Source organism: Allobosea sp. RIT-PG3_2, from assembly GCF_057321085.1.
Genome location: NZ_JBXWCA010000010.1, coordinates 116,940 through 134,045 on the forward strand (window position 1 = coordinate 116,940; position 17,106 = coordinate 134,045).

The 17,106-nt window shown below is 66.9% G+C and carries 17 protein-coding genes; 11 read left to right on the plus strand and 6 right to left on the minus strand.

The features are described from left to right. Positions 1-12: 12 nt before the first annotated feature. The 5 genes from AC2FAN_RS23310 to AC2FAN_RS23330 all read right to left on the minus strand — a co-directional run bounded on the left by AC2FAN_RS23310 (position 13) and on the right by AC2FAN_RS23330 (position 6,980). Positions 13-1,728: an AMP-binding protein gene (locus AC2FAN_RS23310; RefSeq protein WP_485176523.1), complete on the minus strand. Its 1,716-nt coding sequence runs from the start codon at positions 1,726-1,728 to the stop codon at positions 13-15. Positions 1,729-1,932: 204 nt separating this feature from the next. Continuing rightward, positions 1,933-4,017, minus strand: a complete 2,085-nt coding sequence (locus AC2FAN_RS23315) for an elongation factor G (RefSeq protein WP_485176524.1) — start codon at positions 4,015-4,017, stop codon at positions 1,933-1,935. 246 nt (positions 4,018-4,263) lie between these two features. Beyond that, a complete protein-coding gene (locus AC2FAN_RS23320) occupies positions 4,264-5,673 on the minus strand; it encodes a DUF1254 domain-containing protein (protein WP_485176525.1) in 1,410 nt (469 codons plus the stop codon). 223 nt (positions 5,674-5,896) lie between these two features. Then, positions 5,897-6,109 carry a DUF4287 domain-containing protein gene (locus AC2FAN_RS23325; RefSeq protein WP_265054296.1) on the minus strand — a complete coding sequence of 71 codons (213 nt, stop codon included), beginning with the start codon at positions 6,107-6,109 and terminating at the stop codon, positions 5,897-5,899. An 82-nt stretch (positions 6,110-6,191) separates the two neighbouring features. Further along, complete coding sequence (locus AC2FAN_RS23330; RefSeq protein WP_485176526.1) at positions 6,192-6,980, minus strand: SDR family NAD(P)-dependent oxidoreductase; 789 nt, start codon at positions 6,978-6,980, stop codon at positions 6,192-6,194. Positions 6,981-7,183: 203 nt separating this feature from the next. On the opposite strand from AC2FAN_RS23330, the gene rplS reads away from it, so the two are divergent. The 4 genes from rplS to AC2FAN_RS23350 all read left to right on the plus strand — a co-directional run bounded on the left by rplS (position 7,184) and on the right by AC2FAN_RS23350 (position 11,039). After that, positions 7,184-7,579, plus strand: a complete 396-nt coding sequence (rplS, locus tag AC2FAN_RS23335) for a 50S ribosomal protein L19 (protein ID WP_265054298.1) — start codon at positions 7,184-7,186, stop codon at positions 7,577-7,579. Between the two features lie 329 nt (positions 7,580-7,908). Further along, positions 7,909-8,358: a MarR family winged helix-turn-helix transcriptional regulator gene (locus AC2FAN_RS23340; protein ID WP_485176527.1), complete on the plus strand. Its 450-nt coding sequence runs from the start codon at positions 7,909-7,911 to the stop codon at positions 8,356-8,358. Continuing rightward, positions 8,355-9,983 carry an efflux MFS transporter permease gene (locus tag AC2FAN_RS23345; RefSeq protein ID WP_485176528.1) on the plus strand — a complete coding sequence of 543 codons (1,629 nt, stop codon included), beginning with the start codon at positions 8,355-8,357 and terminating at the stop codon, positions 9,981-9,983. The genes AC2FAN_RS23340 and AC2FAN_RS23345 overlap by 4 nt, the downstream gene beginning before the upstream one ends. Positions 9,984-9,998: 15 nt before the next feature. Next, positions 9,999-11,039 (plus strand): HlyD family secretion protein, encoded by a 1,041-nt coding sequence (locus AC2FAN_RS23350; protein WP_485176529.1) that lies wholly within the window; start codon positions 9,999-10,001, stop codon positions 11,037-11,039. Between the two features lie 10 nt (positions 11,040-11,049). Here the strand turns inward: AC2FAN_RS23350 and AC2FAN_RS23355 are convergent, their stop codons facing one another. Further along, positions 11,050-12,264 carry an aminotransferase class V-fold PLP-dependent enzyme gene (locus AC2FAN_RS23355; protein ID WP_485176530.1) on the minus strand — a complete coding sequence of 405 codons (1,215 nt, stop codon included), beginning with the start codon at positions 12,262-12,264 and terminating at the stop codon, positions 11,050-11,052. A gap of 101 nt (positions 12,265-12,365) precedes the next feature. Between AC2FAN_RS23355 and kynA the strand changes: the two genes are divergently transcribed. The 7 genes from kynA to leuD all read left to right on the plus strand — a co-directional run bounded on the left by kynA (position 12,366) and on the right by leuD (position 17,032). Then, positions 12,366-13,214, plus strand: coding sequence for a tryptophan 2,3-dioxygenase (gene kynA / locus AC2FAN_RS23360; protein WP_265054302.1), 849 nt, complete (start codon positions 12,366-12,368; stop codon positions 13,212-13,214). Positions 13,215-13,278: 64 nt separating this feature from the next. After that, on the plus strand, positions 13,279-13,497 hold the full coding sequence (locus tag AC2FAN_RS23365) for a hypothetical protein (RefSeq protein WP_265054303.1): 219 nt from the start codon (positions 13,279-13,281) through the stop codon (positions 13,495-13,497). 110 nt (positions 13,498-13,607) lie between these two features. Continuing rightward, a complete protein-coding gene (leuC, locus tag AC2FAN_RS23370; protein ID WP_485176531.1) occupies positions 13,608-15,026 on the plus strand; it encodes a 3-isopropylmalate dehydratase large subunit in 1,419 nt (472 codons plus the stop codon). Between the two features lie 23 nt (positions 15,027-15,049). Then, a complete protein-coding gene (locus AC2FAN_RS23375; RefSeq protein WP_265054305.1) occupies positions 15,050-15,295 on the plus strand; it encodes a hypothetical protein in 246 nt (81 codons plus the stop codon). Positions 15,296-15,312: 17 nt separating this feature from the next. Further along, positions 15,313-15,750, plus strand: a complete 438-nt coding sequence (locus AC2FAN_RS23380; protein ID WP_485176532.1) for a metallopeptidase family protein — start codon at positions 15,313-15,315, stop codon at positions 15,748-15,750. Continuing rightward, entirely contained in the window at positions 15,740-16,372 is a 633-nt protein-coding gene (locus tag AC2FAN_RS23385; RefSeq protein WP_485176533.1) for a LysE family translocator, read from the plus strand. Before AC2FAN_RS23380 ends, AC2FAN_RS23385 begins: the two co-directional genes overlap by 11 nt. Before the next feature lie 57 nt (positions 16,373-16,429). Next, the gene (leuD, locus tag AC2FAN_RS23390; protein WP_485176534.1) at positions 16,430-17,032 is read left to right on the plus strand and encodes a 3-isopropylmalate dehydratase small subunit; all 603 of its coding nucleotides are present in this window, start codon (positions 16,430-16,432) and stop codon (positions 17,030-17,032) included. Positions 17,033-17,106 lie beyond the last annotated feature (74 nt).

Below are 17,106 nucleotides of genomic sequence, written 5' to 3' on the forward strand. Positions count from 1 at the left end.
CGTGACAGCCTCTCAGCGCTTGGCGACGACCTCTTCGCGGAGCGCCCGCCGCAGCACCTTGCCGACATTGGTCTTCGGCAGGGTCTCCCGGAAGAAGATCTGCTTGGGCACCTTGTAGCCGGTCAGATTCTCCTTGCAGTAGGCGCGCAGCTCATCCGCCGTCAGGGTCTGGTCCTTGCGCACGACGAAAGCCGTCACCGCCTCGCCCGAATGCTCGTCGGGCAGGCCGATCACCGCCGATTCCAGCACGCCCGGATGCGCGGCGAGCACGTCCTCGACCTCGTTCGGATAGACGTTGAAGCCGGAGACCAGGACCATGTCCTTCATCCGGTCGACGACCTTGACCTGACCGTCCGGCAGCATCACGCCGATGTCGCCGCTGCGGAAATAGCCGTCAGCCGTCATCGCCTTGGCGGTCTCGTCCGGACGGTTCCAGTAACCCGCCATCACCTGCGGCCCGCGGATGCAGATCTCGCCGGCCTCGCCCAGCGGCATGTCGCTGCCCTCGGCATCGCGGATGGCGATCTCCGTCGAGGGGATCGGATAGCCGATGGTGCCGCTGAACTCCTGGATGTCGGGTCGGTTGATCGTCGCGACCGGCGAGGTCTCCGAGAGCCCGTAGCCCTCGATGATCGGCCGCCCCGTCACGGCCTTCCAGTGCTTGGCGACCGCCGCCTGCGTCGCCATGCCGCCGGCGACGGCGAAGCGCATCTCGGTGAAATCGACGTCCTTGATCTCCGGATGGTTGGCGAGCGCGTTGTAGAGCGTGTTGACCCCGGAGAAGAGCGTGAAGCGGCTCGCCTTCAGCGTCTTGATGAAGCCGGGAATGTCGCGGGGATTGGCGATCAGCAGGCTCTTGGCGCCGATCCGCAGCAGGAACATGCAGCAACAGGTCAGCGCGAAGATGTGGTAGAGCGGCAGCGCCGTCACCATGACGTGCTGATAGTCGCTGCGGCCGAGCGGCGGCTCCAGCATCCACTCCAGCCACAGGCCGGCCTGCTGGACATTGGCCGCGACATTGCGATGCGTCAGCGTCGCGCCTTTGGCGACGCCGGTCGTGCCGCCCGTATACTGCAGGAACGCGACATCCTCCGGCGCGACGGCCACGGGCGTCATCGCCGCACCGCCGTGGAGGATCCGCTGGAGAGGAATCGCTTCGGGCAGGTTGAACGGCTTGACCACCTTCTTGATCCGCCGCGCGACGAAATTGACGATCTTGCCCTTGAAGCCCATCAGATCGCCCGCCGTGGCGATGACGACGGAGTCGATCTTCAGGTTCGGCTTCGCCTCCTCGACGACATGGGCGAAGTTCTCGATCACCACGAGCACCCGCGCGCCGGCGTCGTTGACCTGATGGGTCAGCTCGCGCGCCGTGTAGAGCGGGTTGACGTTGACCACGGTGAAGCCGCCGAGCAGCGTGCCGAAGATCGCCGCCGGATAGGCCAGGATGTTCGGCATCATCAACGCGACGCGGTCGCCCTTCTTCAGCCCCTGCGCCTGCAGCCATCCCGCGAACGCCTCGGCCGCGGCCTGCGTCTCGGCGAAGGTGATGGTCTTGCCGAAGCTCTCGAAGGCCGGCCGGCTGCCATAGCGCGTGCAGGCGGAGCGGATCAGGTCGGCCAGCGTCCCGATCTTGGCTTCGTCCAGCTCCGGCGGCACCGCCGGCGGATAATGCGCAAGCCACGGGCGTGAATCAGTCTTGGCCTGCGTGGCGCCGATCGCGTTCATCGTCCCTCCCTCTCACCCGGTTACCGGCCTGTGGCCGGCTCCGAGCCTTGTCATCGTCATAGAGTGCGGAACGGCGGGCGAAGGCGCAAGCGCCGGCTATCCGCCCCGCAATGTTCATATATAAACTGTTCGAAAGAGGCGAAAGCAAGCAAAACCGGAAGCCGCACGGCTTCCGGTTCGGCTTTCTCGCAACGGATGCGCGCCTCAGCGCCCCTGGGCCACGGCCAGAGCGTGGGCCGAGACGACCGCCTCCGCGGGTTTGCCCGCAAGCTCGGCCAGATGATCGAAGCGAGCGCTGAAGGAGCCGACACCGGAGGTGGCCGAGCGCAATTCGACGATCAGCCCCATCATCTCGGCCTCCGGAACCAGCGCCCTGATCTGGTCCCAGCCGCGCCAGCCGGGCCGCGTGTCATAGCCCAGGATCTGCCCGCGCCGGGCGGAGATCAGCGCGGAGGCGCGCGACATCGCCTCCGAGGGGATGACCACGTCGACGGACAGGATCGGCTCGAGCAGAACGGGCCTCGCCTGCGGCATCGCCTCGTTCATCGCCAGCCGCGCCGCCTGCCGGAAGGCCATGTCGGAGGAATCGACGGTGTGGTAGGAGCCGTCGGTCAGCGTGACCGCGAGATCGACGACCGGGAAGCCGAGCGGCCCCTTGTCGCAGAAATCCCGCATGCCGGCCTCGACCGAACCGATATACTGGCGCGGCACCACGCCACCCGCGATCTTGTCGACGAAGCGAATGCCCTCCCCGCGCGGCAACGGCGCGACCTCGATCACGACATCGCCATACTGGCCGTGGCCGCCGCTCTGCTTGCGGTGCCGGCCCCGTGCGCCGGCCTGGCCGCGGATGGTTTCGCGATAGCCGACCTGCGGCGGCCGGCTCGCCACCGCCACGCCATAGCGGCCCGCGAGCTTCTCCAGCGCGACACGCAGATGCATCTCGCCCTGGCCGGACAGGCGGGTCTCGCCGAGCTCCGGCACTTGGGTGACCGAAAGCGCCGCATCCTCCTCGGTCAATCGCTGCAGGGCGGCCGCAAGCCGGACATCGTCCTTGCGCTCCTTCACCGCGATCGCGACGGCATGGACCGCCTCGGGCGGCGCGATCGCGCTGACGACGCTTGCACGCTGCTTGCCGAGCATGAAGGAATCGCCGGTCTCGATCCCCTCCAGCTTGGCGAAGGCCGCGACCTCGCCCTCCTCGGCTGCGGGCTTGCGGCTCTGCTCCGCGCCCTTCAGCGCCAGGACGCCGGCGATGCGGGCCTCGACCCCGGCAGACGAGGTCACGACGTCGCCCTCCGCCAGGCGCCCGCGCATGACCCGCGCCAGCGAGAGCTTGCCGCCCTGGCTCGAATGCCAGGTCTTCATCACCTGGGCGAGCGGCGGTCCCTCGGGCAGGATACCGGTCCGCCCACGCGTCTCGGCCAGGCCCGGCGCCTCGTGGCGGAGCGCCTTGAGCAGCCGCGTCACGCCATTGCCGCGTTCCGCCGCGCCGATCAGCACCGGCACGACATGGCGATGCTGCAGCTCGCGGGCGAGATCGTCGAAGATGCGGTCGCGCGGCGGCTCCATGTCGCCGAGCAGTTCCTCCATCAGTTCGTCGTCGTAATCGGCGAGCCGCTCGAGCATGGAGAAACGGGCTTCCTTCTCGCGGTCGCTCTCGTCGATAGCCAGCGGCACGACCTCGCTGGGCGCATGCTCGCGATAGATGAAGGCCCGCTCCAGAGCGAGATCGATGAAGCCGACGGCGATGCCCTTCTGCCAGATCGGAATCTGGCGCAGCAGGAGCGGGGTGCGCGACGCCCGCTGCAGGATGCCGAGCGTCTCGCGCACCCGGCGTGAGGCCGTGTCGATCTTGTTGAGGAAGAGAAAGCGCGGAATGTCGGCCTCCTCGAGCTCGCGCAGCACGAGTTCCAGCGCCGGCGCCTTGCGGTCATCCGCCTCGCAGACCACGACGGCGGCATCGACCACCGGCAGGACATGCCGCATCTCGTGCAGGAACTCGACCGAGCCGGGACAATCGATGAAATGGAAGATGTCGCCGAGGAAATCGGCCGTCGCGACGCTGGGCTCCGTGCTCATCTGGTGGGCGCGGGCCTCGGGCGCGGCATCGCCGACCGTATTGCCGCCCTTGACGGAGCCCGTGCGCGAGAGCGCGCCGCACCGCATCAGGATGCTTTCGAGCAAGGTGGTCTTGCCGCTCTGAAAGGGGCCGACGATCGCGATGCATCGCGGCCCCGCGCGTCGGGTGCCGCGGGCTTCGTCTCCCTTGCCGTTCTGTGCTGCCATGACGTCCTCCTGCGGGTTGGGCCGCGTGGAGGGACTGGAGCCCGTTCCGGCGCGGCTGGAGGCCGGCGCGGCGGGAAAGCGAGGCCGAGACGCCGGTCGGGCGGCGGTCGCACCGGCCCGAGCAGGTCGGGCGGCCGTCGAGAGGCTATCGTGCAGGAAGGTTCGCGCCGTTCCGCGGTCGGTGCAAGGGAATTGTCTGCTGCGCTGCGACGATGCGGAGGAGACGACGGGGAGCCATGCGCGGCCTCACGGCCGCGACAGGCGCTCGGCATCTGGTAGTTTCCAACTCTTGTCGAAGAGCGGCTTCTCCGGTCCGTAAAGCCGGAACAGCAATTCGAACTTGCGGTTCGGGTCGGTCGGCACCCAATTCGCTTCCTTGCCGGCCGGCGCCTGCGGACCGAAGAACACGTCGACCGAACCATCCGGATTCTTCTGCACCCCGGGGCTGATCGAGGCGAGGCTGGCCCGGTTCATGTTCTTGACGAGGGCGTGGGTTTCCCGGTCGTAGACCGTCGCCGACCAGTATTGCTTCACCGGCGCGTTGGGCGGCACGGTCAGCCTGTAGCTGGCGCCGCCGTCGAACGGGTTGCCGTCCTTGTCCTTGTTTGCCATCAGGTAGAACTGCGCGGTACCGATCCGCTTGATGCCGGTGAAGCCGAGCGTATAGGTCACGCCGCGCGCATCGACGGGATAGAGGTCGATATCGGCGTAGCCGTTCTGGACCGCCTTGATGACCTCTGGCATCGCGGCTGGAAACCAGCGGATACCCTGGTTGATGACGGGGAACCCGGCCTCGTAGCGCTGCGAGAGCAGCGCGCGGGCTTCCCTGGCGCCCGCCTCGAGAGCGTCCTGCGTCTTCGCATCTGGGGTGAAGGGCTTGCCCTTCTCGATGCCGAGCGTCTTGAGCTGGTCGATCATCGCCCGGTCGCGCTGCAGCCAGGGTTCGTTCTGCACGACGCGGTCGAGGTTACGATAGAAGCTGGCGTCGTACTTGATCGTCGAGTCGAACATCACGTCATAGGCGTCGACGAAATTCGTCGCCGGCGGGCTCGCGGCGCGCGACAGCGGGTAGATTCTGACCTGCTTGCCATAGGCGACCGATTTCGCGATGTCCGCCGCGCTGTGGCTCGGCAAATTGGCGCGCAGCAGTGCAAAGCCGCTATAGCTGTCGGACGGCAGATGGAAATAGCCTGCCGGAACCCTGCCCTTGTAGCCCGGCGGCGTGATCAGGTACTTGCCGCCTTTGCCCCTGTCCGCTCCTTCCGGCCCGGCATCCTCGAGCGGCATCTGCCAGATGGTGACGATGTTGCCGGCGATCGATCCACCCTTTGCCGGAGGAATCTGGATGACGACCGGGCCGTCCTTCACGTTCCAGAACGACATGAAGTAGATCGAATCCGGGTTCGGCGTCAGCGTCTGGTTCTTCCAGTTCACCGGCTGCGACCAGAAGACGATATCGTTGGGCTTCGCCTTGGTCTTGCTGAGAGCCTCCTGAAGCATCAGATCGGTATTGACCGCAGGCATGGCCCAGATCATGGCCTCTGTCGCACGCCGTTCGACGCTGCGGCGCGCCAGCTCGTCCGCAGGGACTGTCTGAGCTTGAACCGCAAGCCCGTGCAGGGCCAGCATCGCGCCACCAAACCAGCTTAACCGCATCGTCCTCTCCCGCGCAAAGGCTTGGATCGGCAACTTCGCACGCCTCCCCGACCTGTCGATGCTGTAACGGTTACAAGCGCATCGCCCGCGCGCCGCTTTGGGGATGATGCGGGGCAATGGCCTGCCGCGCCGCGACAGCGGCTCCTGCGCACGCCGCCGAACGGCAAACTGTTCAGGACCGAATAGGCGGGAAACTGGACCGATCCACCGAGGCCACAGTCCGTCAGTCCGGATTGCCGGCGCGATAATGGGCCACCAGCGCATTGGCATGGCCGTGCCCCATCGTGTGCTCCGCCTTGAGCACCGCGACCATCTCGGAATGCTTCTTCTCCTTCATCCCATCGATGATCGAAAGCCAATGATCGATCGACTGGCCGTAGGTCTTCTCGATGGAGGGGAAATACGAGGCAGGGCCTTTGACCTTTTCGGCAGACATCTTGGCCTCATTTCCTTTTTTTGGTCAGCCCCGCCTGTGCGGCAACACGAAGACCGCCGGATGAAGACACAACCGACCTCGCCTACAGGTTCCGTCGCTCGCCGCGCAGCGTGGCGAGACCGATGCCGACCGCGTCGAAGCCGCCATCGACGGCCAGCACCTGCCCGGTGATGTAGCTCGCCTTGTCCGAGCACAGGAAGAAGATCGACTCGGCCAATTCCTCCTCCCGCCCGTAGCGGGCGAGCGGAATGGCGTCGCGATAGTCGGCGCGGATCTCGGCGCTGTGCACTGCCTTGGCCATCGCTGTCTCGACGGGCCCCGGCGCGACTGCGTTGACCCGGATGCCGAGCCCCGCGAGCTCCGCCGCCTGCTGCTTGGTCAGATGCGCCAGCCCCGCCTTCGAGGTGCCGTAGGCGACGCGCAGGGTCGAGGCGCGCAGGCCGGAGATCGAGGTGATGTTGACGATGGCGCCGCCGCCATGGTCGGCCATCAGCGGCGCGGCCAGTTGCGTCGCCAGGAACGGGCCGGTCAGGTTGACCGCGAGCACCCGCTGCCACTCCTCATAGGTCGTTTCCAGCAGCGGCTTGAACACCGCGGTTCCCGCATTGTTGACGAGCGCGTCGAGCCGCCCGAAACGCTTGGTCAGCCCGGCGAAGGCCGCTTCGAGCTGCGCGGGCACGGCCACGTCGCAAGGCAGCACCAGCGTCCGCTCCGGCTGGGCGATCTCCGCCGCCGCTCGCTCCAGACCGGCCCCGTCGATGTCGAGCAGCCCGACCTGCCAGCCTTCGGTCAGGAAGCGCTTGGCGGTGGCAAGCCCGATGCCGCGCGCGGCGCCGGTGACGAGGGCGGTCTTCGTGGTCGTCTCGGTCATGGCCTGTCGTCCCGCTGGTATCTCGGTTCCGGCAAGGCTATGCATATCGCCATTGTCGCCAACAAGCGGTTCCTCGCCGGCGCGCTTTGCCGGCATTGCCGCTCGACAAACGCGCGGGCGTCCTGTATGGCCCCGCACTCAACTGAAAACAGCGCGCCGTAACGCCCGCGTGTCCACACGCGAACACGGCCATGGAGAGACCCATGAACATCATCGAACAGCTCGACCAGGAGCAGATTGCCAAGCTGAGCGAGGGCCGCGAGATCCCGCAGTTCCAGCCCGGCGACACCGTGCAGGTCAACGTCAAGGTCAAGGAAGGCGAGCGCAGCCGCGTCCAGGCCTATGAAGGCGTCGTGATCGCCCGCAACGGCGGCGGCCTCAACCAGAGCTTCACCGTCCGCAAGATTTCCTATGGCGAGGGCGTCGAGCGCGTCTTCCCCCTGTTCTCGCCGAACCTCGATTCGATCAAGGTCATCCGCAAGGGCAAGGTGCGCCGCGCCAAGCTCTATTACCTGCGCGATCGCCGCGGCAAGTCGGCCCGTATCGCCGAGCGCGTCGATGCCAAGCCCGCCAAGGGCCAGAAGGCCGCCGGCAAGTAAGCCGCAGCCTCAGCGCGAAAAGATTGGAACGCGGTCCTTCGGGGCCGCGTTTTTTTGTTGCCTGGAATGGTCCCCGGAATCTGCCGGCGTCGCACGGAGACGCGCCGTCATCCCGGGCTTGACCAGGAATCCACGCCGGAGCGCTTCCGGTCGAGGTTCAGGCCTGGATCCCGGATCTCCGCTTCGCTCCGTCCGGGATGACACGCTCGCCGACGCATCAAGCCCAAGACATTCCAATAAAGCATATCAAAGATCAGATTTGTCGGTTGATATGCGTCTTAGTCAGATATAAGTATGCCAATCATTAGCATGCTACTTATGTTCGCCCTATGGATCACGCACAGCTTCAGGCCGCCTTCACTGCCGAGCTCGCTTCCGTCAACCGGAAGCTGAGGGCGCTCGTCGACGAGCGTGCCCGCGGCATGGGGCTGACTCTCGCCCGCGCCCGCCTGCTGATGGAGCTCGCCCGCGAGGACGGCCCGATTCAGTCCGATCTCGCCGACTTGCTCGACATCGAACAGCCGACGCTGGTCCGTCTCCTCGACGGTCTCGAGCGCAACGGCATGATCGAGCGCCGAGCCGTCGAGGGCGACCGGCGCGCGCGCCGCGTCTTTCTGACCGAGACCGCTCGTGCCCAGGCGCAGGACATTCTGAATTTCCTCGCCGAACTGCGCGCCGGCATCCTGCAAGGCATCACGCCGGCAGAGCTGGAGACCGCGCTCGACGTCCTGCGCCGTACCTCGCGCAACATCGTCGCCGGGCGGAGCGCCGCCCCATGAGCGCGACCGAAACCACGACCGCTCCCACCGCCGCGCCTCCGGCCGGGCTCACCATGCCGCCCGCCCGCGCCCTCGCCTACATGCTCGCTTCGGTGACGCTGGCGATGACGCAGCAGATCGGCCAGAACATCGTCAACACGAACGTCTACCAGATCCAGGGCGAGCTCGGCGCCACCATCGCCGAGACCAACTGGCTGATCGCCGCCTATATGGCGCCGAACGTCTCGCTCTCGATCGCGCTGATCAAGATCCGCATGCAGTACGGCCTGCGCAATTTCGCGGAGATCAGCCTCGCCGGCTTCGTCCTCGCCGCGCTGCTCAACTTCTTCTTCGTCCACGATCTGCAATCGGCGGTGATGGTTCGCTTCATGAGCGGCATGGCGGCGGCGCCGATGTCCTCGCTCGCCTTCTTCTACATGATCGAGCCCCTGCCCCCGCAGAAGAAGCTCACCGTCGGAATCTCGCTGGCGCTGACCAACACCACGCTCGGCATCCCGGTGACGCGGCTGATCTCGCCCTGGCTCCTCGATATCGGCGGCTTCCATGGCCTGACACTGTTCGAGGCAGGGCTCGCCATGGTCGCCTTCGGCTTCGTCTACGCGCTGCCGCTGACCTCGCCGCCGCGGGTGAAGTGGATCGGCCCGCTCGATCTCGTCAGCTATCTGTTCATCGCGATCGGCTTCGGCTCGATCGCCGTCGCGCTCAGCCTCGGCCGGATCTACTGGTGGTTCGAGGCGCCCTGGCTTGGCTGGCTCCTCGCCTGTGCGGTCGTCTGCCTGATGCTGGCCGCGATCATCGAACTGCACCGCGAAAGCCCGCTCATCGACATCCGCTGGCTCACCAGCCCGGCGACGCTGCATTTCGCCGGTGCCTTGCTTCTGCTGCGCGTCGTCCTGGCGGAGCAGACGGTCGGCGCCTCCAACTTCTTCCAGGCGCTCGGCATCCAGAACGAGCAGACCCTGTCGCTCTACGGCGTGATCCTCTGCACGATCCTGGCGGGAGGGCTGACTTGCGCGCTGCTGCTGCGCCCCGGCCGCGAGAACTGGTTTTATGGCACGGCGCTGGCCTGTGTCGCGCTCGGCGCCTGGCTTGATAGCGGCGCCACCAGCCAGACCCGGCCGCACGACATCTATCTCAGCCAGGCGCTGGTCGCCTATGGCTCCGCGCTGTTCCTGCCGGCGGCGATGGCACAGGGGCTCGGCGGGGCGATCGCGCGCGGGCCGATCTACATCCTCAGCTTCATCACCGTCTTCCTGTTCACGCAGAGCATCGGCGGCCTGCTCGGCTCGGCGATCTTCGGCAGCTTCATCACCCTGCGCACCAGCTTCCACTACCATGTGCTGGCCGAGCGTTTCGCGATGTCTGACCCGCTTGTCGCCCAGCGCATCAGCCAGCTCGGCGGCTCCTACGGCCATGTCCTGACCGACACGACGCTGACACGGGCCGAAGGCGTGACGCTGCTCGCACAGCAGGCGACGCGGGAGGCGACCGTGCTCGCCTATAACGATGCCTTCCTGCTGATCTCGCTGATCGCCGGCCTGGCCTTGGCCGGCCTCCTCCTCCACCTTGCCGTCCTGCGCTTCAGGGCGCGCTTCACCACCGCCCCTGCCCCGGCAGCCGGCTGACCCAACGTATCGACCATGACCCGCGTCTTCCGCTCCGTCTCGACCTATATCGCCCTGGCCATCGGCCTCGCCGGCCTCGCCGTGATCCTCTACGCATGGCGGCTGCCGCCTTTCGCCAGCGCCATCGAGACCACCGAGAACGCCTATGTGCGCGGTCAGGTCACGATCATCGCGCCGCAGCTCGCCGGCTATGTCGCAGAGGTGCCGGTGCAGGATTTCGCGACAGTGAAGCAGGGCGACCTGCTGCTGCGCATCGACGACCGCATCTTTGCGCAGAAGCTGGAGCAGGCCCGCGCCAGCCTCGCCGCCCAGCGCGCCGCACTCGCCAATTCCGAGCAGTCCCGCGCCGCCGCCGAGGCACGGCTGCGCGCCAGCGAGGCGAATGTCGCGAGCGCCGAGGCCGCGCTGCGCACCGCCGAGGCCAACTGGGGCCGCATCGAGCCGCTGCGCGAGCGCGGCGTCGTCAGCCAGACCAGCACCGACCAGAGCCAGCAGGCCCTCGACCAGGCCCGCGCCGCGATCGCCGCCACAAACGCCGCCGTCGACGTCGCCCGGCAGGACATCCAGACCGCGATCGTCAACCGCCAATCATTGGAGGCGGCGGTCCAGGGCGCCGAAGCAGCCGTCCATCTCGCCGAGATCGACCTGCAGAACACCCGTGTCACCGCCCCGCAGGACGGGCGCCTCGGCGAGGTCTCCGCCCGGCTCGGCCAATATGTTTCGGCCGGCACGCAGCTCATGTCGCTCGTGCCCGCGCAGATCTGGGTCATCGCCAATTTCAAGGAGACGCAGCTTCCGGGCATGCGCGTCGGCCAGCCGGTGAGCTTCACCGTCGATGCGCTGCGTCATGCCAGGCTGACCGGCAGGATCGAGCGCTTCTCGCCGGCGGCAGGCTCCGAGTTCAGCATCATCCGGGCCGACAACGCCACCGGCAACTTCATCAAGATCGCTCAGCGCGTGCCGGTCCGCATCGCCGTCGATCCGGGCCAGCCCCTGGCGGAGCAGCTCACGCCCGGCATGTCCGTCGTCGTCAGCGTCGATACCTCGCGGCGCTGAGCGCGCAGCCTCAGGCCAGCGTCGCAAGCCGCTCCAGCAGAAGCCGCGCATCATCAGCGTTCTGATAGAGCCCGAAGCCGAGGCGCAGCCGGTCGCCGCGCAGGTCGACGGTGATGCCGGCCCGCGCCAGCCGCTCGTGCCAGAGCGGCGCATCGCCATGGCGGAAGGTCAGGAAATTGCCGCGCGCCGGCTCGGAAAGCGGCAGGACGAGGTTCTCGGGCGCGAGCACGCCGCAGGGCCGGCGCTCCAGTCCCTCGACCACGATCGCCTGCAGGGCGTGCGCATGGGCATGGATCGCCGCAGCGTCGAGCCCTTCCGCGTCGAGCCAGTCGAACACCGCACCCATGCGATAGAGCCCCGAGGGATCGAAGGTGGCGCCCATGAAGCGCCAGCCGTTCTCGGCATAGCCGACGCCGCCCTGCGGCCCGGAGAGAGCGCCGAACGAGGCATACCAGCCCGTGTCGCGCGGCCGCGTCGCGAAGCCGGGCGGACAATGCATGAAGCAGGCTCCCTCGCCCGCCATGGCGTATTTGTAGCCGCCGGCGATGTAGAAGGCCTTGTCGGCGATGGCCGAGAGATCGGTCGGCCGCGCCAGGAAGCCGTGATAGCCGTCGATGACGACGAGACGGTCCGGCGCGCCGACCCCGGCGACCAGCCCTTCCAGATCGGTCAGCGCATAGCCGGAGTTGAACTGCACCTGGCTGACGAAGACCATGTCGGGATTGCCAGCCCTCGCCGCTGCGACGAGCCGCTCCGTCAGGCCGGCGAAGGGCTCGGCCGGCACGACGGTGAGCTCGATCAGCCCCTCCTCCGCCAGCCGCTCGATCTGCCGGCGGAATGAATGGAACTCGGCGTCGCTCGTCAGGATGCGCGGCCTGCGCTCGCGCGGCAGGCAGGAGAGCAGCCGGTTGACGAATTCATGGGTGTTGTTGGCGGGAACGAGCCCTTCGATGCCTGGCAGGTGGAGGCGTTTCGCCACGCCCTGCGCCACCTTCCGCCAGACCGGGCCAAGAACCTCCTCCCACTTGCCGTCGACGAGGCGGGCGGCATCGTCCCAGCAGCGCAAATGCGCCTCGCGGGTGACGTCGGGCCAGAAATGGTGGCTGTGAGCGGCGAAATGCAGCTCGTCCGGCCAGTTTCGGCGGAAATGCGAGAAGGCGGCAGTGAGGTCGAGGGGCGGCCGGCCGAGCGCCGCGGGAATATTCGTCGCCTGCTCGGTCGCCATCGTCGTGTCCCGCCAGCCTTGTTCGCGCGCCAAAATACTTTAAGCTTAAAATATATGGCGCCTTCCCTTCGTCAAGGCGCATGGCAAGCGAGGGCAGAGCGATGGGCACCGGCACAGGGGATCATCAGAGCCGCGTCGAACCGGGCATGCAGACCGACTTCAAGGAGCGCATGGACTACGCCTCCTATCTCGGCCTCGATCTCCTGCTCGCGGCGCAGAAGCCGCTGAGCGACGCGCCGGACGAACTGCTCTTCATCACCATCCATCAGGTACAGGAACTCTGGCTTAAGCTGGCCGCGCATGAGCTCGACGGCGCCACCGCAGCGATCCGGGCCGACCAGCTGCAGCCGGCCTTCAAATCGCTGGCGCGGGTCTCACGCATCCAGTCCCAGCTCGTCAGCGCCTGGGACGTGCTCTCGACCATGACGCCGGCCGACTACCTCGCCTTCCGCGACGCGCTCGGCCAATCGTCGGGCTTCCAGTCCTACCAGTACCGCGCGCTGGAGTTCCGCCTCGGCGCCAAGGACCCTCGCATGATGGCGATGCACCGGCACGATGCCGGGCACCATGCGCATCTGCAGGCGCTGCTGGAGGCGCCGAGCCTCTATGACGAAGCCCTGCGCCTGCTCGCCCGGCGCGGCCTGCCGATCCCGGCCGACTGCATCGAGCGCGACTGGAGCGTGCCGCATGTCGCGAGCGATGCCGTGAAGGCGGCATGGCTTACGATCTACCGGGACACGCCGCGCTACTTCGATCTCTACGAGCTCGCCGAGGAACTGGTCGACGTCGAGGACCAGTTCCAGCAATGGCGCTTCCGCCACATGAAGACGGTCGAGCGCATCATCGGCTTCAAGCCGGGCACCGGCGGCTCCAGCGGCGTGAAATTCCTGAGGACCGCCCTGGAGCGCTCCTTCTTCCCGGAACTCTGGCAGCTGCGCAGCGAGCTCTGACTCTGCCACTTCCGGCGGTCCTGCCGCCCCGGCACCTCTGCGTCACATTGATGACATGGCTGCGATGGCGTCGATTGTCCGGCTTCATTGGAACTGCTACATAGTGCCCATGTCGCCGTGTGAGCATCAGTTCCAGCGCTTCTGCGCCGTGCAGGGAGAGGGCCATCTGCCGCCCCTGCCGACGACGCAGGATTTTGTCGCGCTGGATGATCATGCCCGCCTGCCGTGGCGCTTCTTCGGCCGCTTCACAGCCTCCATCGCCGCGGGCCTTACCAGCGCCTGAGACCGGCCGCTCTCGCGGCCGGCGACAGGCGCTTGACCCAACGCGTCGGAATGACCGGCGCGGCGATGCACCGATTTCCAAGTCACAGTTTTAAAGACCGAGACCAAGCCATGACTGCGTCAACAGGCCCCCGCACGCTCTACGACAAGATTTTCGACGACCACGTCATCGACCGGCAGGATGACGGCACCTGCCTGCTCTACATCGACCGCCACCTCGTCCACGAGGTCACGAGTCCGCAGGCCTTCGAAGGCCTGCGCATGACCGGCCGCAAAGTCCGCAGTCCTGAAAAGACGCTCGCCGTCGTCGACCACAACATCCAGACGACCGACCGCTCCAAGGGCATCCAGGAAGAGGAAAGCCGCATCCAGGTCGAGGCGCTCGCGAAGAACGCCAGGGACTTCGGCGTCGAGTATTTCAACGAGCTCGACAAGCGCCAGGGCATCGTCCACATCGTCGGCCCCGAGCAGGGCTTCACCCTGCCCGGCACGACCATCGTCTGCGGCGACAGCCACACGTCGACGCATGGCGCCTTCGGCGCGCTCGCCCACGGCATCGGCACCTCCGAGGTCGAGCATGTGCTGGCCACGCAGACGCTGATCCAGAAGAAGGCGATGAACATGCTTGTCCAGGTGGACGGCACGCCTGCCCCCGGCGTCGGCGCCAAGGACATCACGCTCGCCATCATCGGTGAGATCGGCACGGCCGGCGGCACCGGCTCGGTGATCGAATATGCCGGCGAGGCCATCCGCGGCCTGTCGATGGAAGGCCGGATGACGGTCTGCAACATGTCGATCGAGGGCGGCGCGCGCGCCGGCATGGTCGCGCCGGACGAGAAGTCCTTCGCCTATCTCAAGGACCGCCCGAAGGCGCCGAAGGGCTCCGCCTGGGAGGCCGCCGTGCGCTATTGGGAAACGCTGTACACCGAGGACGGCGCGCATTTCGACCGTGTGGTCAGGCTCGACGCCGCCAATCTGCCGCCCATCGTCTCCTGGGGCACCAGCCCGGAGGACGTCATTTCGGTCACCGGCGCCGTGCCCGATCCGGAGCTGATCGCCGACGAGGTCAAGCGTGCCTCGAAGAAGCGCGCGCTCGAATATATGGGCCTCTCCGCCGGCACGAAGATGACCGAGATCCCGCTCGACGTGATCTGGATCGGCTCCTGCACCAATGGCCGCATCGAGGATCTGCGCACGGTCGCCAAGATCGTCGAGGGCAAGAAGATCCATGAAAGCCTGGACTACGCCATGATCGTGCCGGGTTCGGGCCTGGTGAAGATCCAGGCGGAGCTGGAAGGCCTCGACAAGATCTTCCTCGCTGCCGGCTTCGAATGGCGCGAGCCGGGCTGCTCGATGTGCCTGGGCATGAACCCCGACCAGCTCAAGCCCGGCCAGCGCGCCGCCTCGACCTCGAACCGCAATTTCGAGGGCCGTCAGGGCTATCGCGGCCGCACGCATCTGGTCTCGCCGGCGATGGCGGCGGCCGCGGCGCTGACCGGCCATTTCATCGACGTCCGCACCCTGGGCTGAGCGGCAAACGCGGGGAGCCGATCATGACGAACGATCCCCGCGGAGCCTCTCGGGAGGCCGAGGCCAAGGCGGCGCTGGAGCGGGTCAAGCGCGACAGCGAAACCGTGCTCGGCTCCTCGATGAACCGGGCGGCACAGCATTTCTCGGGCGCCGACGCGCCCGATGGCGACAGGATCGAGCTCTGGGGCCGGCGCATCGGCCGCACGCTCTCGCTGCTGGGCGTCGTCGTGCTGGCCTGGTGGCTCGGCCATCAGCTGAAGGTTTGGTGAGACAGGTTATGGACGCCGTGGCGACGAGAAGCACGGAGATCGACTGGGACGGAGCCAAGGCGCCGTCGCAGGATACGTTCGAGGTGCTGGCGCAAGCCGCCTTCGACCGCCTGCCGGAGGAGTTCCGCGCCTTGTGCTCGGACGTGATCTTCAACGTCACGGAGTTCCCGGAGGACGACGTGCTGAAGGAGCTGGAGGCGGAGAGCCCGTTCGACCTACTCGGCCTGTTCAGCGGCGTCGGCCTGCCCCAGCAGGGCTTCGGCCCGCAGACGGGCCAGATGCCCAACACCATCCATCTCTATCGCAGGCCGATCCTCGATTACTGGGCCGAGCATGACGAGAGCCTCGGATCCATCGTCACCCATGTCATGGTCCATGAGATAGGCCACCATTTCGGCTTCTCCGACGAGGACATGGAAGCCATCGAAGCCGGAGCGCTGGACGATGCTGGATGATTTGATCCGCCATCTGCCCAACCTGACGTTGGTCTATTCGGCCTTCTTCCTGGCGGTCGCCAGCCCCGGCCCGAGCAACCTCGCCGTGATGGCGACATCGATGGAGCGCGGCCGCAGCGCCGGCGCCACCCTGGCGCTCGGCGTCACCGCCGGCTCGCTGACCTGGGGCGTTCTCGCCGCCATCGGCGTCACCGGTCTGGTCGTGGCGCATCCCGGCGCGCTCTACGCCATCAAGATCGTCGGCGGCATCTACCTGCTGTTTCTTGCCTGGCGTTCGGCGCGATCCGCGTTGCGCGTCGACATGCCGCCGGCAAGGGCCGCCGTTCCCGGGCATCGCGCCTTCCTGCGCGGCTATCTCATGCATCTCACCAACCCCAAGGCGATCCTGAGCTGGACGGCGATCATCGCGCTCGGCCTGCGGTCCGATACGCCGCCGGTCGTGCTCTACGCCATCATCATCGGCTGCATGCTGATCTCGCTGGCGATCAACCAGTTCTACGCCGTCCTGTTCTCCACCGCCTCCATGGTCGCGGGCTATCGCCGGGTCCGCCGCCGGGCCGAGGCCTGCCTCGCCGCCTTCTTTACCTTCGCCAGCTTCAAGCTGCTGACCTCGCAGCTCTGAAACCCTCATCGTCATACCGGCAAGAACATCGCAAAAAGGCCCATCGGAGTTTCCGCCATGCAGCCCTTCACCACCCTGACCTCGACCCCAGCGCCCATGAAGGTGGTCAATGTCGACACCGACATGATCATCCCGAAGCAGTATCTGAAGACGATCAAGCGCACCGGCCTCGGCACCGCGCTGTTCTCGGAGATGCGCTACAAGGACGACGGCTCGGAAAACCCCGATTTCGTGCTGAACCAGCCGGCCTATCGCAAGTCGCAGATCCTGGTCGCCGGCGACAATTTCGGCTGCGGCTCCTCGCGCGAGCACGCGCCCTGGGCCCTGCTCGACTTCGGCATCCGCTGCGTGATCTCCACGAGCTTCGCCGACATCTTCTACAACAACTGCTTCAAGAACGGCATTCTGCCGATCAAGGTTACGCCCGAGCAGCTCGACGCCCTGTTCGACGATGCCGAGCGCGGCTCCAACGCCACGCTGACCATCGACCTCGAGAAGCAGACGATCCAGGGCCCGGACGGCGGCACGATCACCTTCGAGCTCGACCCCTTCCGCAAGCACTGCCTGCTCAACGGCCTCGACGATATCGGCCTGACCATGGAAAAGAACGCGAAGATCGACGCGTTCGAGGACAAGCTGAAGCAGCGCGAATGGGCCTGACCGGGCTCCGCTGAGCCCAAGCGAAAGGCCGCCGCTTCCTGCGAAGCGACGGCCCCCTGCGAATGGTCGTCGCG

What these genes read in the sequence shown, in the direction of transcription:
- AC2FAN_RS23315 (WP_485176524.1), bottom strand. Translation starts at nt 4,017, where the DNA reads ATGGCAGCACAGAACGGCAAGGGAGACGAAGCCCGCGGCACCCGACGC.
- AC2FAN_RS23345 (WP_485176528.1), top strand. Translation starts at nt 8,355, where the DNA reads ATGAGCGCGACCGAAACCACGACCGCTCCCACCGCCGCGCCTCCGGCC.
- AC2FAN_RS23340 (WP_485176527.1), top strand. Translation starts at nt 7,909, where the DNA reads ATGGATCACGCACAGCTTCAGGCCGCCTTCACTGCCGAGCTCGCTTCC.
- AC2FAN_RS23385 (WP_485176533.1), top strand. Translation starts at nt 15,740, where the DNA reads ATGCTGGATGATTTGATCCGCCATCTGCCCAACCTGACGTTGGTCTAT.
- rplS (WP_265054298.1), top strand. Translation starts at nt 7,184, where the DNA reads ATGAACATCATCGAACAGCTCGACCAGGAGCAGATTGCCAAGCTGAGC.
- AC2FAN_RS23375 (WP_265054305.1), top strand. Translation starts at nt 15,050, where the DNA reads ATGACGAACGATCCCCGCGGAGCCTCTCGGGAGGCCGAGGCCAAGGCG.
- kynA (WP_265054302.1), top strand. Translation starts at nt 12,366, where the DNA reads ATGGGCACCGGCACAGGGGATCATCAGAGCCGCGTCGAACCGGGCATG.
- AC2FAN_RS23330 (WP_485176526.1), bottom strand. Translation starts at nt 6,980, where the DNA reads ATGACCGAGACGACCACGAAGACCGCCCTCGTCACCGGCGCCGCGCGC.
- AC2FAN_RS23365 (WP_265054303.1), top strand. Translation starts at nt 13,279, where the DNA reads ATGGCGTCGATTGTCCGGCTTCATTGGAACTGCTACATAGTGCCCATG.
- AC2FAN_RS23320 (WP_485176525.1), bottom strand. Translation starts at nt 5,673, where the DNA reads ATGCGGTTAAGCTGGTTTGGTGGCGCGATGCTGGCCCTGCACGGGCTT.
- AC2FAN_RS23350 (WP_485176529.1), top strand. Translation starts at nt 9,999, where the DNA reads ATGACCCGCGTCTTCCGCTCCGTCTCGACCTATATCGCCCTGGCCATC.
- leuC (WP_485176531.1), top strand. Translation starts at nt 13,608, where the DNA reads ATGACTGCGTCAACAGGCCCCCGCACGCTCTACGACAAGATTTTCGAC.
- AC2FAN_RS23325 (WP_265054296.1), bottom strand. Translation starts at nt 6,109, where the DNA reads ATGTCTGCCGAAAAGGTCAAAGGCCCTGCCTCGTATTTCCCCTCCATC.
- AC2FAN_RS23310 (WP_485176523.1), bottom strand. Translation starts at nt 1,728, where the DNA reads ATGAACGCGATCGGCGCCACGCAGGCCAAGACTGATTCACGCCCGTGG.
- leuD (WP_485176534.1), top strand. Translation starts at nt 16,430, where the DNA reads ATGCAGCCCTTCACCACCCTGACCTCGACCCCAGCGCCCATGAAGGTG.
- AC2FAN_RS23355 (WP_485176530.1), bottom strand. Translation starts at nt 12,264, where the DNA reads ATGGCGACCGAGCAGGCGACGAATATTCCCGCGGCGCTCGGCCGGCCG.